This is a genomic window from Microbacterium flavescens (assembly GCF_018588945.1).
Taxonomy (GTDB): domain Bacteria; phylum Actinomycetota; class Actinomycetes; order Actinomycetales; family Microbacteriaceae; genus Microbacterium; species Microbacterium flavescens.
In genome coordinates, this window is sequence record NZ_JAFIWA010000002.1 from 51,301 (window position 1) to 66,369 (window position 15,069).

The 15,069-nt window shown below is 70.4% G+C and carries 13 protein-coding genes and 1 pseudogene; 8 read left to right on the forward strand and 6 right to left on the reverse strand.

What is annotated here, in order from left to right; genetic code table 11:
- Positions 1-60: 60 nt before the first annotated feature.
- The 6 genes from JX005_RS03885 (at position 61) to JX005_RS03910 (ending at position 4,463) form a co-directional block, all read left to right on the forward strand.
- Positions 61-1,101: an SseB family protein gene (locus JX005_RS03885; protein WP_214466120.1), complete on the forward strand. Its 1,041-nt coding sequence runs from the start codon at positions 61-63 to the stop codon at positions 1,099-1,101.
- A gap of 220 nt (positions 1,102-1,321) precedes the next feature.
- On the forward strand, positions 1,322-1,699 hold the full coding sequence (locus JX005_RS03890; protein WP_214466121.1) for an ArsR/SmtB family transcription factor: 378 nt from the start codon (positions 1,322-1,324) through the stop codon (positions 1,697-1,699).
- Positions 1,696-2,172 (forward strand): SRPBCC family protein, encoded by a 477-nt coding sequence (locus tag JX005_RS03895; protein WP_214466122.1) that lies wholly within the window; start codon positions 1,696-1,698, stop codon positions 2,170-2,172. The genes JX005_RS03890 and JX005_RS03895 overlap by 4 nt, the downstream gene beginning before the upstream one ends.
- 1 nt (position 2,173) lies before the next feature.
- Complete coding sequence (locus JX005_RS03900; RefSeq protein ID WP_214466123.1) at positions 2,174-2,770, forward strand: dihydrofolate reductase family protein; 597 nt, start codon at positions 2,174-2,176, stop codon at positions 2,768-2,770.
- A 160-nt stretch (positions 2,771-2,930) separates the two neighbouring features.
- A complete protein-coding gene (gene ligD / locus JX005_RS03905; RefSeq protein WP_214466124.1) occupies positions 2,931-3,962 on the forward strand; it encodes a non-homologous end-joining DNA ligase in 1,032 nt (343 codons plus the stop codon).
- A gap of 45 nt (positions 3,963-4,007) precedes the next feature.
- Positions 4,008-4,463 carry a nitroreductase family deazaflavin-dependent oxidoreductase gene (locus JX005_RS03910; protein WP_214466125.1) on the forward strand — a complete coding sequence of 152 codons (456 nt, stop codon included), beginning with the start codon at positions 4,008-4,010 and terminating at the stop codon, positions 4,461-4,463.
- Positions 4,464-4,737: 274 nt separating this feature from the next.
- On the opposite strand, the gene JX005_RS03915 is transcribed toward JX005_RS03910, so the two are convergent.
- The 4 genes from JX005_RS03915 to JX005_RS03930 all read right to left on the reverse strand — a co-directional run bounded on the left by JX005_RS03915 (position 4,738) and on the right by JX005_RS03930 (position 9,207).
- The gene (locus JX005_RS03915) at positions 4,738-5,784 is read right to left on the reverse strand and encodes an ATP-dependent DNA ligase (RefSeq protein ID WP_214466126.1); all 1,047 of its coding nucleotides are present in this window, start codon (positions 5,782-5,784) and stop codon (positions 4,738-4,740) included.
- A 172-nt stretch (positions 5,785-5,956) separates the two neighbouring features.
- Positions 5,957-7,111 (reverse strand): AI-2E family transporter, encoded by a 1,155-nt coding sequence (locus JX005_RS03920; protein WP_214466127.1) that lies wholly within the window; start codon positions 7,109-7,111, stop codon positions 5,957-5,959.
- 62 nt (positions 7,112-7,173) lie between these two features.
- The gene (locus JX005_RS03925; RefSeq protein WP_214466128.1) at positions 7,174-8,406 is read right to left on the reverse strand and encodes an acyl-CoA dehydrogenase family protein; all 1,233 of its coding nucleotides are present in this window, start codon (positions 8,404-8,406) and stop codon (positions 7,174-7,176) included.
- A 51-nt stretch (positions 8,407-8,457) separates the two neighbouring features.
- Positions 8,458-9,207 carry a formylglycine-generating enzyme family protein gene (locus JX005_RS03930; RefSeq protein ID WP_214466129.1) on the reverse strand — a complete coding sequence of 250 codons (750 nt, stop codon included), beginning with the start codon at positions 9,205-9,207 and terminating at the stop codon, positions 8,458-8,460.
- Positions 9,208-9,560: 353 nt separating this feature from the next.
- On the opposite strand from JX005_RS03930, the pseudogene JX005_RS16460 reads away from it, so the two are divergent.
- Positions 9,561-9,773, forward strand: a pseudogene (locus JX005_RS16460) (VOC family protein); the annotation flags it as partial.
- 34 nt (positions 9,774-9,807) lie between these two features.
- Here JX005_RS16460 and JX005_RS03940 read toward each other — a convergent pair.
- Positions 9,808-12,531, reverse strand: coding sequence for a cation-translocating P-type ATPase (locus JX005_RS03940; RefSeq protein WP_214466130.1), 2,724 nt, complete (start codon positions 12,529-12,531; stop codon positions 9,808-9,810).
- An 84-nt stretch (positions 12,532-12,615) separates the two neighbouring features.
- Entirely contained in the window at positions 12,616-13,299 is a 684-nt protein-coding gene (locus tag JX005_RS03945) for a TetR family transcriptional regulator (protein ID WP_214466131.1), read from the reverse strand.
- A 129-nt stretch (positions 13,300-13,428) separates the two neighbouring features.
- Between JX005_RS03945 and JX005_RS03950 the strand changes: the two genes are divergently transcribed.
- Positions 13,429-15,051, forward strand: coding sequence for an FAD-dependent oxidoreductase (locus tag JX005_RS03950; RefSeq protein ID WP_214466132.1), 1,623 nt, complete (start codon positions 13,429-13,431; stop codon positions 15,049-15,051).
- Positions 15,052-15,069 lie beyond the last annotated feature (18 nt).

Below are 15,069 nucleotides of genomic sequence, written 5' to 3' on the forward strand. Positions count from 1 at the left end.
GTCCCACCGCCTGGGGACAGTCGCGGTCGGCGTTCCTGCGCCCGGGTTAGGCTCGAACGCATGGCCCTGTTCTCGCGCCGATCCAAAGACTCCCCCGAAACGCCGGCTGACGAAGCCGCGCCCGACGAGGCGGTCGACGCGACGCCGGCAGCTCCCGAGGTCGAGTCCGAAGCGGATGCCGCAGCCGACGCCGCGGCCGCGGCATCCGTCTCCATCTCCGTCTCGTCGTACAGCGGACTCGGTGCGTCGGCGCCCGCGGCCAAGCCCACGCTGCAGCCGCGCAAGACGGCGCGCGCCGCGACGAAGGTCGCACCGCGCGCGACCGAGACGGTGCCGGGGCTGAAGGACAACGTGCTGCTTCGCGAGGCCCTCGCGCGGGTGGCCGACGGCACGGCGCCGCAGGCGCTCCTCGACGTCGCACGGCAGTGTCTGCAGGGGCACCTCTTCCTCCGCATCAAGGGTGACGCCCGCGCGCTGCTCGCCGAGGGCAAGGAGCTTCCCCTCGCGATGGTGAAGGTCGGCGACCGGTCGTTCGCGCTGGCGTACTCGAGCGGCGCCGCGCTACAGGCCAGCGTGCGCGGCGACGGCGATGCCGACACGTCCGCCCTGGGCCAGCCGGTGCTGTCGGTCATCAAGCACGTGCTTGCTGGTCCCTACGAGGGATTGATCATCGATCAGTCCTCGGCTCCGGCTCGCGCCGTCCTGCCGAAGGACCTGCTCAAGAAGATCCTCGAGAAGGTCGACGAGCAGCTGACCGTCAAGACGCTGCTCGCCGGCGAGCGCACGCCCGAGACCGCCGCGGCCGTGGCGCAGGCGCTCACCACGGCACCGCTGTGGGTCGCCGTGGGCAAGCTCGACGACGGCCGTCCTGGGATCGCCGAGGGGCGCGCCGAGGACGGCTCCCGCTACCTCGAGGTGTACTCGCACCCGCTCGAGGTCGCGGTGATGGGACGCGGCGATCAGGCCGCACCTGTGACGGGTGCCCAGCTGGCCGCGGCGCTCGGCGACGCGGGCCTGGCGGGTGTGCTCGTCGACCCCGCTGGCCCGTGGATCCGCCTGTCGCGCGCCGACCTCGCCCCGCTGTTCGCCACCGCCGCCTGACGCCTCTGTCTGACGCCTCTGTCTGACGCCTCTGTCTGACGCCTCCGCCTGACGCCTCCGCCTGACGCAACGGCGGAGATCGTCAGCGCCACGCCGGGCCGAGGCATCCGTCGCCCGCGTGTCGTGGATGATCTCCGATGTTGCGCACGAGGGGTCTTGACGCGGCATCCGCTTCATTCTATCTTGTTATCAATCCAACGCTTGATAAAGGAGTCGGTTGATGAGCGAACAGGATGCCGCGCTGGACCGGGCGTTCGCCGCGCTGGCCGACCCGATCCGGCGTGCGATCGTCGCCCGGCTCAGTCGCGGGGCGGCGACGCTGGGCGAGCTCGCCGAGCCGTTCGACATCTCGCTGCAGGCGGTGTCGAAGCACATCACCGTGCTCGAAGATGCCGGCCTGGTGTGGCGCACGCGCGAGGCGCAGCGCAAGCCGGTTCATCTCGACGCCGCCGCGCTCGAACGCCTGACCGCCTGGATCGATCGGTACCGGCTCGACGCCGAGCGGGCGTACCGACGGCTCGACGCCGTGCTCGCCGCCGCGGCATCCACTCAGACCCCTCGCAGAAGAAGCACCCGTACGAAGGAGAAGGAATCATGAGCAATCCGCTGATCGTCGAAGCCGTCCCGGGTACGTCGTACGCCGACATGACCCGCGAATTCGACGCGCCCGTCGAGGCGGTGTTCCGCGCCCACGCCGACCCCGAGCTGTTCACGCAGTGGATCGGCCCCGGCGAAGAGCGCACCGAGATCACCCACTGGGATTTCCGCACTGGCGGCGGCTACCGCTTCGTGCAGCGCGACGCCGACGGCGAGTACGGCTTCCGCGGCGTGTTCCACACCGTTCGCGAGAACGAGCTGATCATCCAGACCTTCGAGTATGAGGGCTGGCCCGACGAGGTGAGCGTCGACTGCATCCGCTTCGAGGCGCTGCCCGACGGACGCACGCGGCTCGTCGACCACAGCGTCTTCTCGACGATCGAGGTGCTCGAGAACATGGTGGCGGAGGGCATGGAGCGCGGTATACGCGAAGGCTACGAGAAGCTGGACCGCCTGCTCGAAGGCGGGGCGTGACATGGGCAAGGTCGTCAGCTCGGCCTCGATGTCGCTCGACGGCTTCGTGGCCCACGAGAACAACGACCCGGGTCGCCTCTTCGACTGGTACGAGGTCGGCGACGTCGAGGTCCTCACCGCCAGCGAACCGGCTTCGTTCCACCTGACGCCCGAGAGCGCCGACTACTGGCGGAGCTGGGTGGAGCAGATCGGATGCCTCGTCGTCGGTCGTCTTCTCTTCGACATCACCGACGGGTGGAGCGGCGAGCATCCGCTCGGGGTGCCGTTCGTCGTGCTCACTCATGAGGCGCCGACCGACTGGGCGCACGCGCACACCGGCAATGCCCACTTCGTGACCGAGGGCATCGAGGCCGCCGTGGCTCTCGCGCAGGAGATCGCCGGAGACCGGGCCGTCGCCCTAGCGGCCGGCACCATCGCCGGGCAGGCGCTCGCCGCCGGGCTGGTCGACGAGGTCGCCATCGATCTCGTGCCGGTCGTGCTCGGCACCGGCCACCGCTACTTCGAGGACGTCGAGCCGGCCGCCGTGCGGCTGGCCGACCCGACGACCGTGATCCGGAGCGCCCGCGTGACGCACATGGTCTTCCCGGTCGAGCGGTGACCTTCGCGCTTCGCGATTGAGAGTCCAGGACGCGCCGTCGCCGGGATGACCCGCACGGCGCGTCCTGGACTCTCAACAAGGGGGAGCGAGGGGCGGGGGAGCGAGAGGGCCGGGGAGTGAGGGGGTGCGGGATGTCGCGCCCCGCGCCTAGGGTCGAGGCATGGCGTCGGAGCGCATCACCCTGACCATCCCCGGGCCCGACGGAGACCGCGAGATCGGGCTGTCGAGCCCGAACCGCGTGATCTGGCCCGAGCTCGGGATCACGAAGCACGAGCTGGCCGAGTACCTGCTGGCGGTCGCCGAGCCGTTCCTCGCAGCGAACGGCGACCGGCCCGTCTCGCTCGAGCGGTTCCCCGACGGTGTCGGCGGCGAGAAGTTCTACTCCAAGAACCCGCCGAAGGGGGCGCCGGGGTTCGTCGAGGCCCAGACCGTCACATACAACAGCGGGCGGAGGCATCCGCAGCTCATCCTCACCGAGATCGCGGCAGCCGTATGGGCCGTCCAGATGAACACCATCGTCTTCCACCCGTGGGCGACGCTCACGGCCAACACCGACAACCCGGTCGAGCTGCGCATCGATCTCGATCCTCAGCCGGGAACGGACTTCGCGGATGCCGCAGCCGTCGCACCCGCCCTGCGCGACGTCCTCGGTGAGGCGGGGCTCACGGCGTTCCTCAAGACGAGCGGCAACCGCGGCATCCACGTGTTCTGCCCGATCGAGCCGGAGTGGGAGTTTCTCGACGTGCGACATGCGGTCATCGCCGCCGGACGCGAGCTCGAGCGCCGGATGCCCGACAAGGTGACCATGAACTGGTGGAAGGAAGAGCGTGGCGAGCGCATCTTCATCGACTTCAACCAGGCCAACCGTGACCGCACGATGGCCGGCGCGTACAGTCCGCGCGCGCTGCCCGGTGCGACGGTGTCGACGCCGCTGACGTGGGACGAGCTGGCGGCGGGTGTGGACCCATCGTCGTTCACGGTGCGCACGGTGCCCGAGCGCTTGGCCGAGGTCGGCGATCCCTGGGCCGACCTGCTCGCGAAGCCGGGTCGCATCGACACGCTCCTCGAGTGGTGGCAGCGCGACCTCGACGACGGTCTCGGCGAGCTGCCGTTCCCGCCCGACTTCCCCAAGATGCCGGGCGAGCCGCCGCGCGTGCAGCCGAGCCGCAAAAACGCCGAGAACTGGGACTGAGGCGATACCGCGATGACGCGGCGTCCAGGAATCGCGGACCGACTTATGGCACGGCTGCTGCGCGTGCGCTGGCTGATGCGCGCGCCGATTCCGCTCTACCGCGCGAGCCTGGGGTGGATGTTCGGCAACCGGCTTGTGATGATCGAGCACCGAGGCCGCACGTCGGGCGAGCGCCGCTACGTCGTCGTCGAAGTCATCGGCATGGAGCGCAACGTGGTGCGGGTCGCGAGCGGGTTCGGTCGAACGTCGCAGTGGTACCGCAACCTCGCGGCGAACGGCGTGGCGTACATCAGCGTCGGCCCGTACCGCCGCGTGCGTGCGCAGCCACGGCTGCTCGACGACGCGGCGTCGGCGGCAAGGCTGGCCGAGTACGCCTCAGCACACCCGGAGGCGTGGCGCCACCTGCATTCCGCGATGGAAGAGCTGCAGGGCGGCGAACCGGAGATCCCGGTCGTCGAGTTCGTGCCGCCCGCCGACTCCGGGGTGCTCGAGGGCGAGTGAGGGCGGGGCGGGACGGGGAGCGGGCCGGCGGGTCGTTGAGCGAGGGAGCGGAGCGACCGAGACGAGACGTGCTTCGCGACGAAGGGGCGTTTCGTCTCGCTTCGCTCGCTCAACGACCGGGGGGCGAGGTTGCGTTTCGTCTCGCTTCGCTCGCTCAACGACCCGGGGGCGAGGTTGCGGGTCGTTGAGCGAGGGAGCGGAGCGACCGAGACGAAACGCGGTCCCCTTGCGCGGGGCGTTTCCTCTCGCTTCGCTCGCTCAACCACCCGGGGCCTCAGTCGAGCACGTCGCCCAGGTCGTAGGCAGAGACCGTCTCGAGCTGGTCGTACGTGCACGACGTCGGATCGCGGTCCGGACGCCAGCGCTCGAACTGCACGGTGTGGCGGAACCGCCACCCCTCGAGCTGGTCGTAGCGCACCTCGAGAACGCGCTCGGGGCGCAGCCGCACGAACGACGAGTCGGCGCGGCCGGCCTGGAACCGCGATTTCTCTCCCTCGGCGCGCATCACCTCGCCCGAGGCATCGCGTTCGACGAGCGGGTCGAGCTCGTCGATGAGCTCGAGGCGGCGGGCGTTGCTCCAGGCGGCGACACCGCCGACCGGGTACAGCGTGCCGTCGTCGTTGTAGAGGCCGACCAGCAGCGAGCCGACGCCGGCTCCGGACTTGTGGATGCGGTATCCCATCGCGACGACGTCGGCCGTGCGCGCGTGCTTGATCTTGAACATCGTGCGCTTGTTCGGTGCGTACGGCTGGGCGAGCGGCTTCGCGACCACGCCGTCGAGCCCGGCTCCTTCGAACTCCGACAGCCAGCGCTCGGCAAGGGCGGGGTCGTCGGTCGTGCGGGTCACGTGAACCGGATGGGGCACGCCGCCGAGCAGGTCGACGAGCTCGGCGCGTCGCACCTCGAACGGCTCGGGCTGCAGATCGCGATCGCCGCGGACGAGCAGGTCGAACGCGATGAACATCGCCGGCGTCGTCTCGGCGAGCATGTTCACGCGGGACTCCGCCGGATGGATTCGCTGGCTCAGCGACTCCCAGTCGAGGCGCTGCGCTCCGGGCTCTCCCTTCGGCACGACGATCTCGCCGTCGATGAGGCACGGCTCGGGCAGCAGGCGCGCGAACGCCTCGACGAGTTCGGGGAAGTACCGGGTGAGCGGCTTCGCACCGCGCGACCCGATCTCGACGTTCTCGCCGTCCCACGACACCAGGGCGCGGAATCCGTCCCACTTCGGCTCGAAGCTCAGGCCACCCTCCACCTTGGCGGGATCGGGCACAGCGGGCACGGACTTCGCCAGCATCGGCGCGGGGATGTCGTACGGCATGGACCCATCCTGCCGTGCGCCTCGGACGCGGGACAGGTTCAGGCGGGTGTCGAGCCTTGCAGCGTGCCACTGTCAGGAGACACGCCGTGACGGGCACGCGGGAGGGTCCGGGCACCGGCATGTCACCTGACACTGGCGCGCGCGACGCCCGTCCGAGGCCCCAGCCCCCGGTTCAGGACTCGATCGGATGCTTCGGCCTGGCCCAGCGGGCGGGGAGATCGGGCCCGTCCCAGACCTGGATGACGCCCCACGCCGCGGCCGCGATCGGCACGGCCAGGACGGCGCCGACGATGCCGCCGAGCACGGCGCCGACGGTCAGGGCGACCAGGATCACGAATGCGTGCAGCTTCATCGACCGGCCCATGAGGAACGGCTGCAGGAAGTTGCCCTCGAGCTGGTTGACCAGCACCACCACGCCCACCACGAAGAGCGCGTTCACCCAGCCGTTGGCGACGAGGGCGACGAGGGCGGCGAGGATGCCGGCCACCGTGGCGCCCACGATGGGGATGAACGCGAGCAGGAACACCAGCACGGCGAGCGGGATGGCGAGCGGCACCTGCAGGATGAGCAGACCGATCAGGATGCCGATCGCATCGACCGCCGCCACGGTGGCGGTGCCCCGCACATACGAGCCGAGCACCGTCGTCGTCTTGTCGCCGATGCGGCGCGCCCGCACGTAGTTCTCGCCGCGGAACGGCCGCAGGAGGAACTCCCACATCTGCGGCCCGTCCTTGAGGAAGAAGAACAGGATCGTCACCATGAGCACGAGTCCGGTGACGAAGTTGGCGACGGCTCCGACGCCGGCGAGGGCACCCGAGCCGAACTGCGCGCTCGTCACGAAGTCGGTGAAGGTCGCGACCCACTCATCGACCTGATCGGGCTGGAGGAATTCGAAGGGGAGCGACTGTGCCCACGCGACCAGGTCGTCGAAACCGGCCAGAGCCTGCGCGTACAGCTCGTCCCACTGGTCGCGGACCGCCCACACGATGAGCCAGCCGAGCAGCCCGAGGATGACGACGATCGCCAGCATCGTGATGATGGTCGCGAGCATCGAGGGGACGCCGCGCCGCCGCATCCAATTCATCACCGGGTTGAACGCGCACGCCAGGATCAGGGCGATCACGAGCGGGATCGTCACGAGCGTGAGCGACTGGATCGCGAAGATGATCCCGGCGGCCACCGTGACGACGACGATGATCTGCAGCGCCCGGATCGCGAGCTTGCCGAAGCCGTCGGCCCACAGGCTCCAGGGCGCGCGACTGGCCTTCAGCTCGGCGTCGTGGGACTCCAGGCGCACGGTTCGCGGCTCGCTGCGGAAGAATCCCATGCGCCGAGGGTATGCGCGGTCGCTGTCCTGCCCCGGCACCTTGCCGGGGTTCCCAGGGTTTGCTAGGCGAACGCGCTCATGCCGGTGATGTCGCGCCCGATCAGCAGCGCCTGCACGCTCTCGGTGCCTTCGTAGGTGTGGATCGCCTCGATGTCGGTCATGTGCTGCATGACGCCGTTCTCGAGCAGGATGCCGTTGCCTCCGAGCAGGTCACGGGCCGTTGCGGCGATCCGCCGCGCGGCGCGGGTGTTGTGGTACTTCGCCAGCGACGCCTGCGTCGGCCGCAGACCGCCGGATGCCTCGAGGTCGGCCAGGTGCCGGCAGTAGAGCTGCATCGCGGTGAGCTCCTCGAGCATCTGCGCGAGACGCTCCTGCACCATCTGGAACTTCGCGAGCGGCTTGCCGAACTGCATCCGCTGCTGCGCATACGACAGTGCGGCCTCGTAGCAGGCCGTGGCGTGGCCGAGCGCCGACCAGGCGACGCCGGAGCGGGTCGAGTACAGCACGGTCGAGGCATCCTTGAAGCTCTTCGTGCCTGGCAGGACCGCATCGAGGGCCACGCGCACCCCGTCGAGCGTGATGAGGGCCTGATGGATGCCGCGCAGCGACGCCTTGCCGCCGATCACGGTGCCGGTGTACCCGGCGGCGCTCTGCTCGACGAGGAAGCAGCGGACGGCGCCGTGCTCGGGTGCGTCGGCATCGTCGACACGCGCCCACACGAACGTGATGCCGCCGGAGGCGCCGTTGCCGATCCACTTCTTGGCGCCGTCCAGCACCCACTCGTCGCCGTCGCGGCGTGCGACCGTCTCGAGCGACACCGAGTCCGAGCCGTGGTCGGGCTCGGTGAGCGCGAAGGCCGCGGGCACCTCGCCGCGTGCGACGGGCTTCAGCCACCGCGCCTGCTGCTCCGGGCTGCCGAAGAGCGCCAGCGTCCGCAGCGCCAGGCCGCCTTGGACGGCGATCACCGTGCCGAGCGATCCGTCGCCGCGCGAGACCTCCATGTTGACGAGTCCTGCCGCCAGCGGGGAGAACCGCGTGAGGTCGGGGTGGTCGATGCCGTCGTTGAAGAGGTCGAGCTCGCCCATGCGCATGACGAGGTCGAGGGGGTAGGTCGCGGCATCCCATGCGTCCTGCATCTGCGTGCCCACCTCGTCGACGTACGACTGCGCGCGCTCCCACACGGCGCGGTCATCGGCCGAGATGTCGGCGAACACCTGGTAGTAGTCGGTGCCGAGGCGCCGGGTGACGTCGTAGCCCGCGGCGCTCTGGCCGGGGCGGGGCTGGAACTCGGTCACGGTCGGACTCCTGACGCTGGGACTGAATGTCACCGTCAAGAGTACTCAGTCTCACGCGTTTCGTCTCGGGGTCCAGCCGGAGGGCAGCGGCCCGTCGGCGGCGGCCCGCTCGGCGTCGGCCGTCGCCGACCAGCCCTGAGCAGCATCCTGCCCGTCGAACCCGCCCCGTGCGACGCGGAACCCGACGTCGTCGTGATGCATGCGCGGAGCACCGCCCCGACGGGTCGACGCGCGGACGCTCCAGGCGTCGTCGGCGTAGCCCCCGCCCCGGAACACCCGGTAGGTGTCGTACCGAGCGGGATCGAGCAGGTCCCAGCACCACTCCCACACGTTTCCGAGGGTGTCGAAGAGCCCGTTGAGATTGGGGAGCTTGCCGCCGACGTCCTGCGGGGCCATGACCCCGTCGGCGCTCGTCCAGGCGACGTCGGACAGCGGTCCGTAGTGGGGTCCGGTCGAGCCGGCACGGCACGCGAACTCCCACTCCGCCTCGGTCGGCAGCCGGAAGCCGTCGGCGTCGACATGCCAGGTCACGTCCTCGCCCTCGAAGGAGTACGCCGGATCAAGGCCCTCCCACTCCGACGCGGCGTTGCAGAAGCGGATCGCCCGAAGCCAGCTGACGTCGGTCGTCGGCCGGCGAGGGTGGCGGGATGCCTCCCCGATGATCTCGGCGAGCTGCTCCTCGGTAACGGGGTAGGCGCCGATCTCGAACGGCTCGAGGTCGACCGTGCGCCGCGCCTTGTTCCGGGCGTCGTGCAGGGTGACGGAGCCGCCGGCGATGCGGGCGAGTTCGAGCTCGGTCACCGCGCCGTCGCCTTCCGCATAAGGGGTTCGTCCGCCCGGATGTAGGTCACGGTCCGAGCCTAAGGCGGTCGGTGATGTCGGGGCGCGGGGGTATGGTGGCGGCACGCTCACCCTGACGTGGCGGATGGCGGATGCCTCATGCCCTCGAAGCTCGGCAACATCACGTTCTACGCCGACGACCCGCACGGTCTGGCGCTGTTCTGGTCGGCGGTGTTCGGGTACCCGCCCGTCGAATGGGACGAGCCGCTCAAGAGCGAGCTCCTCGAGGCCGGCCTCACTGAAGCCGACCTCGCGAAGCGCGGCGTCGCCGAAGACCCGGAAGGCGTCGGTCCGCGGCTGTTCTTCCACCACGCCTCCGAGCCGAAGCGCGGCCGCAACCGGCTGCACCTCGACATCAGCGCGACACCCGGCGGTCGCCGTCGCGCGACGAGCTCGAGGCCGAGAAGGACCGCCTCGTCGCACTCGGCGCCGAAGTCGTCCGGCTCGTCGACCAGGAATGGGGGCCGTGGCCCGAGCTCTACTACCAGCTGCGCGATCCCGACGGCAACGAGTTCTGCCTGCAGTAGAGCGCCGGGGCGCGGAACCAGCCGAGCGGATTCTTCAGACCCGAACGCCCTGCCGCGCGATGCGGCGGCGGCGGATCCACTTCTCCACCTCGACGAACAGCGGCACCACCACGGAGAGGCCGATGCAGATCAGCCACTCGTTCCCGCTGAGCGACACCGTGCCGACCAGCCTCTGGAGGAACCCGATCTCCACCGCCGCGACCGTCAGCGCCAGCGGGATGGCGAGCCACTTGATCGCGGCGAGGATCGGCGCCGCGAGGCCCGACTCGGGGTCGCGGCGCATCGCCAGACCGCCCAGGATCGCGCCGAAGGCGGCGACGACGAACGTCATCGTCACGGGCACGTTCGGCTCGGAGGGGCTGGCCTGGTCGGTGAACAGCAGCAGCGGGATCAGCGTCATGAGGAACAGCACCCCGCCGTAGACGAACCAGAGCGTGACGGCCCCGCCGTTGGCGATGGTCTTCTTCGGGTCGCGCGGAGGCTTGAGCATGATGCCGTCGGGCACCGGGTCGAGGAGGATCACGATCACCGGGAAGATCGAGATGAAGAAGTTCAGGAACAGGATCATGATCGGCGTGAGCGGCACGCCGCTGTTGATGTCGAAGACGCTCGCCACCAGGAACAGCAGCACGAGGGAGAACAGCTGCGACATCTGGTAGCGGACGTAGCTGACGATCTTCTCGTAGATCCCGCGGCCGAGCTGCACCGCCGTCACGAGGGTGCCGAAGTTGTCGTCGACCAGGATCATCTTCCCGGCCTGCTTCGTCACTTCGCTGCCCGAGCCCATCGCGACGCCGATGTCGGCCTGCTTGAGCGCGGCGGCGTCGTTGACGGCGTCGCCCGTCATCGCGACGACGGCGCCGTCCTCCTGCATCAGGCGTGCGAGGCGAAGCTTGTCCTCGGGAGTCACGCGTCCGAAGACGTGCAGGTTCGGCAGGGCGGCCTTGAGCTCGTCGTCGCTCATCGCCTGGATCTCGGCGCCGCTCGCGGCACCGGGTCCGAGCCCGAGCTTCGCGCCGATCGCGGCGGCCGTGATGGCGTGGTCGCCCGTGATCATCCGCACCTCGATGCCGGCCTCCAGTGCAACCCGCACCGCTTCCTTCGACGAGGGTCGCAGCGGGTCGATGATGCCGACGAGCCCGACGAAGGTGAGGTCGGTGATCTCGGCCATGGGGTCTGCCGGCACCGGCGACCCGGGCGCGAAGCGACGCACCGCGAAGGCCAGCACGCGCAGCCCTTGCTCGGAGAGCTTGCGGTTCGCGTCCAGCACGGCGTCACGCTGGGCCTCGATCGGCGCGGGACCGTCGGGCGTCATGACGGTCGAGCAGCGGTCGAGCACCACGTCGGGCCCTCCCTTGACGAGCGCGATGAGTCGCGTCGCACCGTCCTGCGGCACCTCGTGGAAGGTCGCCATGAACTTGTAGGCAGAGTCGAACGGCACCTCGGCGGCGCGCGGGTACTGCGCCCGCGTGAGCTCGGCGTCAGCGCCCATCTTGGCGGCGAGCACGACGAGCGCAGCCTCGGTCGGATCGCCGATCACCGCCCCGTCGTCCGAGACCGTGGCGTCGCTGCACAGGGTGAGCCCGAGCGCGAGGTGCGTGAAGTCGGGAACCGGCTGGCCGGCGACCTGACGGATCTCGCCGGACTTCTCATACCCGCTGCCCGCGACGGTGAACCAGTCGCCCGCGAAGTACAGCGACTCCACCGTCATCTCGTTCATCGTGAGCGTGCCGGTCTTGTCGGAGTTGATCGCGCTGGTCGCGCCCAGCGTCTCCACGTCGGTGAGGTTCTTCACGACGGCCTTGTGCTCGGCGAGCTGCCGGGAGCCGTACGACAGCATCGCCTGCACGAACGACGGCATGCCCGTCGGGATCGCCGAGATCGCCATTGAGATGCCGAGCAGGATGACCGAGGCGATCGGCTGGTCGCGCACCAGGCCGAAGATGACGATGACGGCGACGGCGCCCCACGCGATCCACCCCAGCACGCCCGTGAGCGCATCGAGTTCGCGCTGGAGCGGTGACTTCGCCTGCTTGACGCCGGACAGCATCGACGCGATCTGCCCCATCTGCGTCGTCATCCCGGTGTCGGTGATCACGATCGTCGCAGTGCCCCGGGTCACCTGCGTGTTCTGGAACGCCATGTTCGCGCGGTCACCCAGCGTGGTCTCGGGATCGGCGATGGTCGCGGCATCCTTCGCGATCGGAGCGCTCTCGCCGGTGAGGGCCGCCTCCTGGGTCTCGAGGGTCGCCGAACGCAGGATGCGGCCGTCGGCGGGCACGATGTCGCCCGCTTCCAGGGCGACGATGTCGCCCGGCACGATGTCGGTCGCCGCGACCTGAAGGAGGCTCCCGTCGCGGATCACGCGGGCCTGCGGGATCTGCATCTTCGACAGCGCATCGACAGAGGCCTTGGCCTTCATCTCCTGGCTCGCGCCGAGGAACACGTTCAAGACCACGAGCGCGCCGACCACGATGCCGACGCTGACCTGCCCGATGAGGAGGCTGATCACCGCGACGATGACGAGCATGATGTTCATCGGGTCGGCGAGCTGGCCGAGCGACACCTGCCACAGCGAGGGCGCCTTCTCGGCCGCGATCGCGTTGGGCCCGTGCTCGGCGAGTCGCCGTGCGGCCTCGGCCTGGGTGAGACCCCGCTCGCGGTCGGATCCGAGTGCGGCCACCACCGCATCCGGCTCCTGCGTGTACCAGGGTGTCGCTCCGGTGGCGGCGGTCGGCGACGATTCCACGGTGCTCATGGGCAGACCATACCGCCGCTCATCGGGCGCGGCGAGGGTGAAATCCGCGCTGCGAGGGTGATTTCGAAGAGCGGATGCCGCGGCTCAGTCGAGCCGCTCCCGCAGGCGCCGCGCCACCTCGGCGGTGGGCATCGAGCGGGGGAAGACCGCCACGACGACGTCGTCGGCCGCGGCATCCCGAGTCTCATCGTCGGGCTGCACGCCGAAGCGGCGCAGCGCGTCGTCGAGCGCGCGGCGCAGGACCGAGACCGGGACGCGCTTCGGCCCCCGCAGCAGCTGGCGCAGCACGTGGTTGTGGATCGCCGTGACGAGGGCGGCGAACCCGACGGCGTCGATGGGGTCGAGACCGGGCAGCGCGCCGCGCAGGTACTCGTCGAAGAGGCGCTCGTAGCGGAAGACCGTGACGATCTCGCGCTCGCGGAGGGCCGGCACCTGGCGCACCACGGTGTAGCGCCGGCGCGCGAGCTCGGGGTCGGCGGCGAAGTGGGCGTAGACGAGGACGGATGCCTCGCACACCGCCTTCCACGGGTCGGGATGCGAACCCGCCAGGAAGTCGCGCAGGCGCTCGAGCAGCAGCTCGTGATCGGCGAACACGACGTCGTCCTTGCCGCCGAACTGGCGGAAGAAGGTCGAACGCGACACTCCGGCCGCGTGCGCGATCTGCTCGACGGACGTCTGATCGAAGCCCTGCTCGGCGAAGAGCTCGAGGGCCGCGGCGACGACCGCGGCCTGCGGCGCGGCGGACGGGATCGCGGTGGTGTCGGACATCTCGGGGGAGAGCCTAGTGAACGTGGAGGCCCGGTTGCGGCATCCGGTGTCCTTCCCGATCGATCCCACTCGCGCGGCGCCGTTGTCAACCCGCTGTCGCCGAGGCGCTCGGCGGCATTGACTGACCCCATGACCGCGATCTGGAAGCTCGAAGCCGACCTCGTCGAGGGGACGCCGTTCGAGCCGGGCAGCCACCACGACGTGATCGTCGTGGGGGCGGGCGTGACCGGGCTCTCCACCGCCCTCATGCTCGCGCGCGACGGTCATGACGTCGCCGTCCTCGACGCCGGCGAGGTGGCGAACCTGGCGACGGGGTCGAACACGGGCAAGCTCTCGCTGCTGCAGGGCTCGACGCTCTCGACGCTCCGTCGGCACCATCCGGCGCGGCTCGTGCGGGCCTACGCCGACGCGAACCGCGATGGAGTCGAGTGGCTGCTGGGGTTCGCCGACAGCGCGGGCGTGCCGTACTCGCACCGCACGGCCTATTCGTATGCGCAGACGCCGGACGGCGCGGAGTGCGTCGATGCGGAGTGGGATGCCGCGGCCGAGGCCGGGCTGCCGCTGCGCCGCGTCGCCGCCGACGAGCTCGACGGCAGCGTGCCGATGACGGCGGCGGTCGCGCTCGACGACCAGGTCGCCATCGATCCCCAGCGGCTCGCGGTCGCGCTCGCACGCGCGTTCCTCGCGGCGGGCGGGACGCTGCACACCGGAGCGCGGGTCACGCGCGTGCACGTGGTGCCCAAGCCGCGGGTGTGGACGCCCCAGGGCTCCGCGTCGGCAGACCGTGTCGTGCTGGCGACAGCGGCACCGATCACCGATCGAGGGCTGTACTTCGCCAAGGTGCGCGGCCTGCGGTCGTCGTGCGTCGCGTTCACCTTCGACGGGCCGGTGCCCGAGGGGCTGTATCTCTCGGTCGACGGTGCGACGAAGTCCATCCGGTCGATCACGCCCGACGACGGCCCGGCCGATATCGCGCAGCTGATCGTCGGGGGCAACGGGTTCCCGGTCGGACGCGCCGAGTCGCCGCAGGCGGCGATCGACGACCTGGTCCGCTGGACGCGCGCGCACTTCCCCGGCGCGGAGCCCGTCGCGCAGTGGTCGGCACAGGACTACCAGTCGCACGACCTCATGCCGTTCGTCGGCGCCATGCCGCGAAGTCTGGGGCGCATCCGGTTCGCCACCGGCTACGCGAAGTGGGGGCTGTCCAACGGGCCGGCCGCGGCGCTGCGGCTCACGGCCGAGATCGAGCGGGTGCCGTGGCGTGAGCGACCGGAGTGGATGCGGGTCATCGCGACGCGCGTGACCGTGCCCGCCGACCTGGCACGCGGCGGGGTCGAGAACCTCCGGATCGGGTGGGAGGCGGCGAGCGGCTGGGCCGGCGCACAGGCCGTGCCGACACCGGTGCGGCGGCCCGCGGAGGGCGAAGGGGTCGTGGCCAACCGTGGTGGCCACCCCGTCGGGATCTCGACGGTCGACGGCACGACGCGCGCGGTCAGCGCGGTGTGCACGCACCTCGGCGGCGTCCTGTCCTGGAACGACGCCGAGCGGTCGTGGGACTGCCCGCTGCACGCGTCTCGCTTCGCTCCCGACGGCACGCGCATCGAAGGACCGGCCGTGTGCGATCTCGCCCGGCTGCCGCGCGTGCGCGGCGAGGAGCGAGAAGAGCATGACGACGAGGAGCACGCGGCTCCGGTCGGATCCGTGGAGCGGGAGGTGCACTCGAGCCCCATCGCGGCCTCGTCCGCCGGCTGAGGACAACCGTCCGCGCGT

Excerpts from the sequence above, each read along its gene's own strand:
- ligD (WP_214466124.1), top strand. The coding sequence starts at position 2,931 with ATGGCGTCGGAGCGCATCACCCTGACCATCCCCGGGCCCGACGGAGAC.
- JX005_RS03885 (WP_214466120.1), top strand. The coding sequence starts at position 61 with ATGGCCCTGTTCTCGCGCCGATCCAAAGACTCCCCCGAAACGCCGGCT.
- JX005_RS03945 (WP_214466131.1), bottom strand. The coding sequence starts at position 13,299 with ATGTCCGACACCACCGCGATCCCGTCCGCCGCGCCGCAGGCCGCGGTC.
- JX005_RS03915 (WP_214466126.1), bottom strand. The coding sequence starts at position 5,784 with ATGCCGTACGACATCCCCGCGCCGATGCTGGCGAAGTCCGTGCCCGCT.
- JX005_RS03890 (WP_214466121.1), top strand. The coding sequence starts at position 1,322 with ATGAGCGAACAGGATGCCGCGCTGGACCGGGCGTTCGCCGCGCTGGCC.
- JX005_RS03950 (WP_214466132.1), top strand. The coding sequence starts at position 13,429 with ATGACCGCGATCTGGAAGCTCGAAGCCGACCTCGTCGAGGGGACGCCG.
- JX005_RS03940 (WP_214466130.1), bottom strand. The coding sequence starts at position 12,531 with ATGAGCACCGTGGAATCGTCGCCGACCGCCGCCACCGGAGCGACACCC.
- JX005_RS03900 (WP_214466123.1), top strand. The coding sequence starts at position 2,174 with ATGGGCAAGGTCGTCAGCTCGGCCTCGATGTCGCTCGACGGCTTCGTG.
- JX005_RS03895 (WP_214466122.1), top strand. The coding sequence starts at position 1,696 with ATGAGCAATCCGCTGATCGTCGAAGCCGTCCCGGGTACGTCGTACGCC.
- JX005_RS03910 (WP_214466125.1), top strand. The coding sequence starts at position 4,008 with ATGGCACGGCTGCTGCGCGTGCGCTGGCTGATGCGCGCGCCGATTCCG.
- JX005_RS03920 (WP_214466127.1), bottom strand. The coding sequence starts at position 7,111 with ATGGGATTCTTCCGCAGCGAGCCGCGAACCGTGCGCCTGGAGTCCCAC.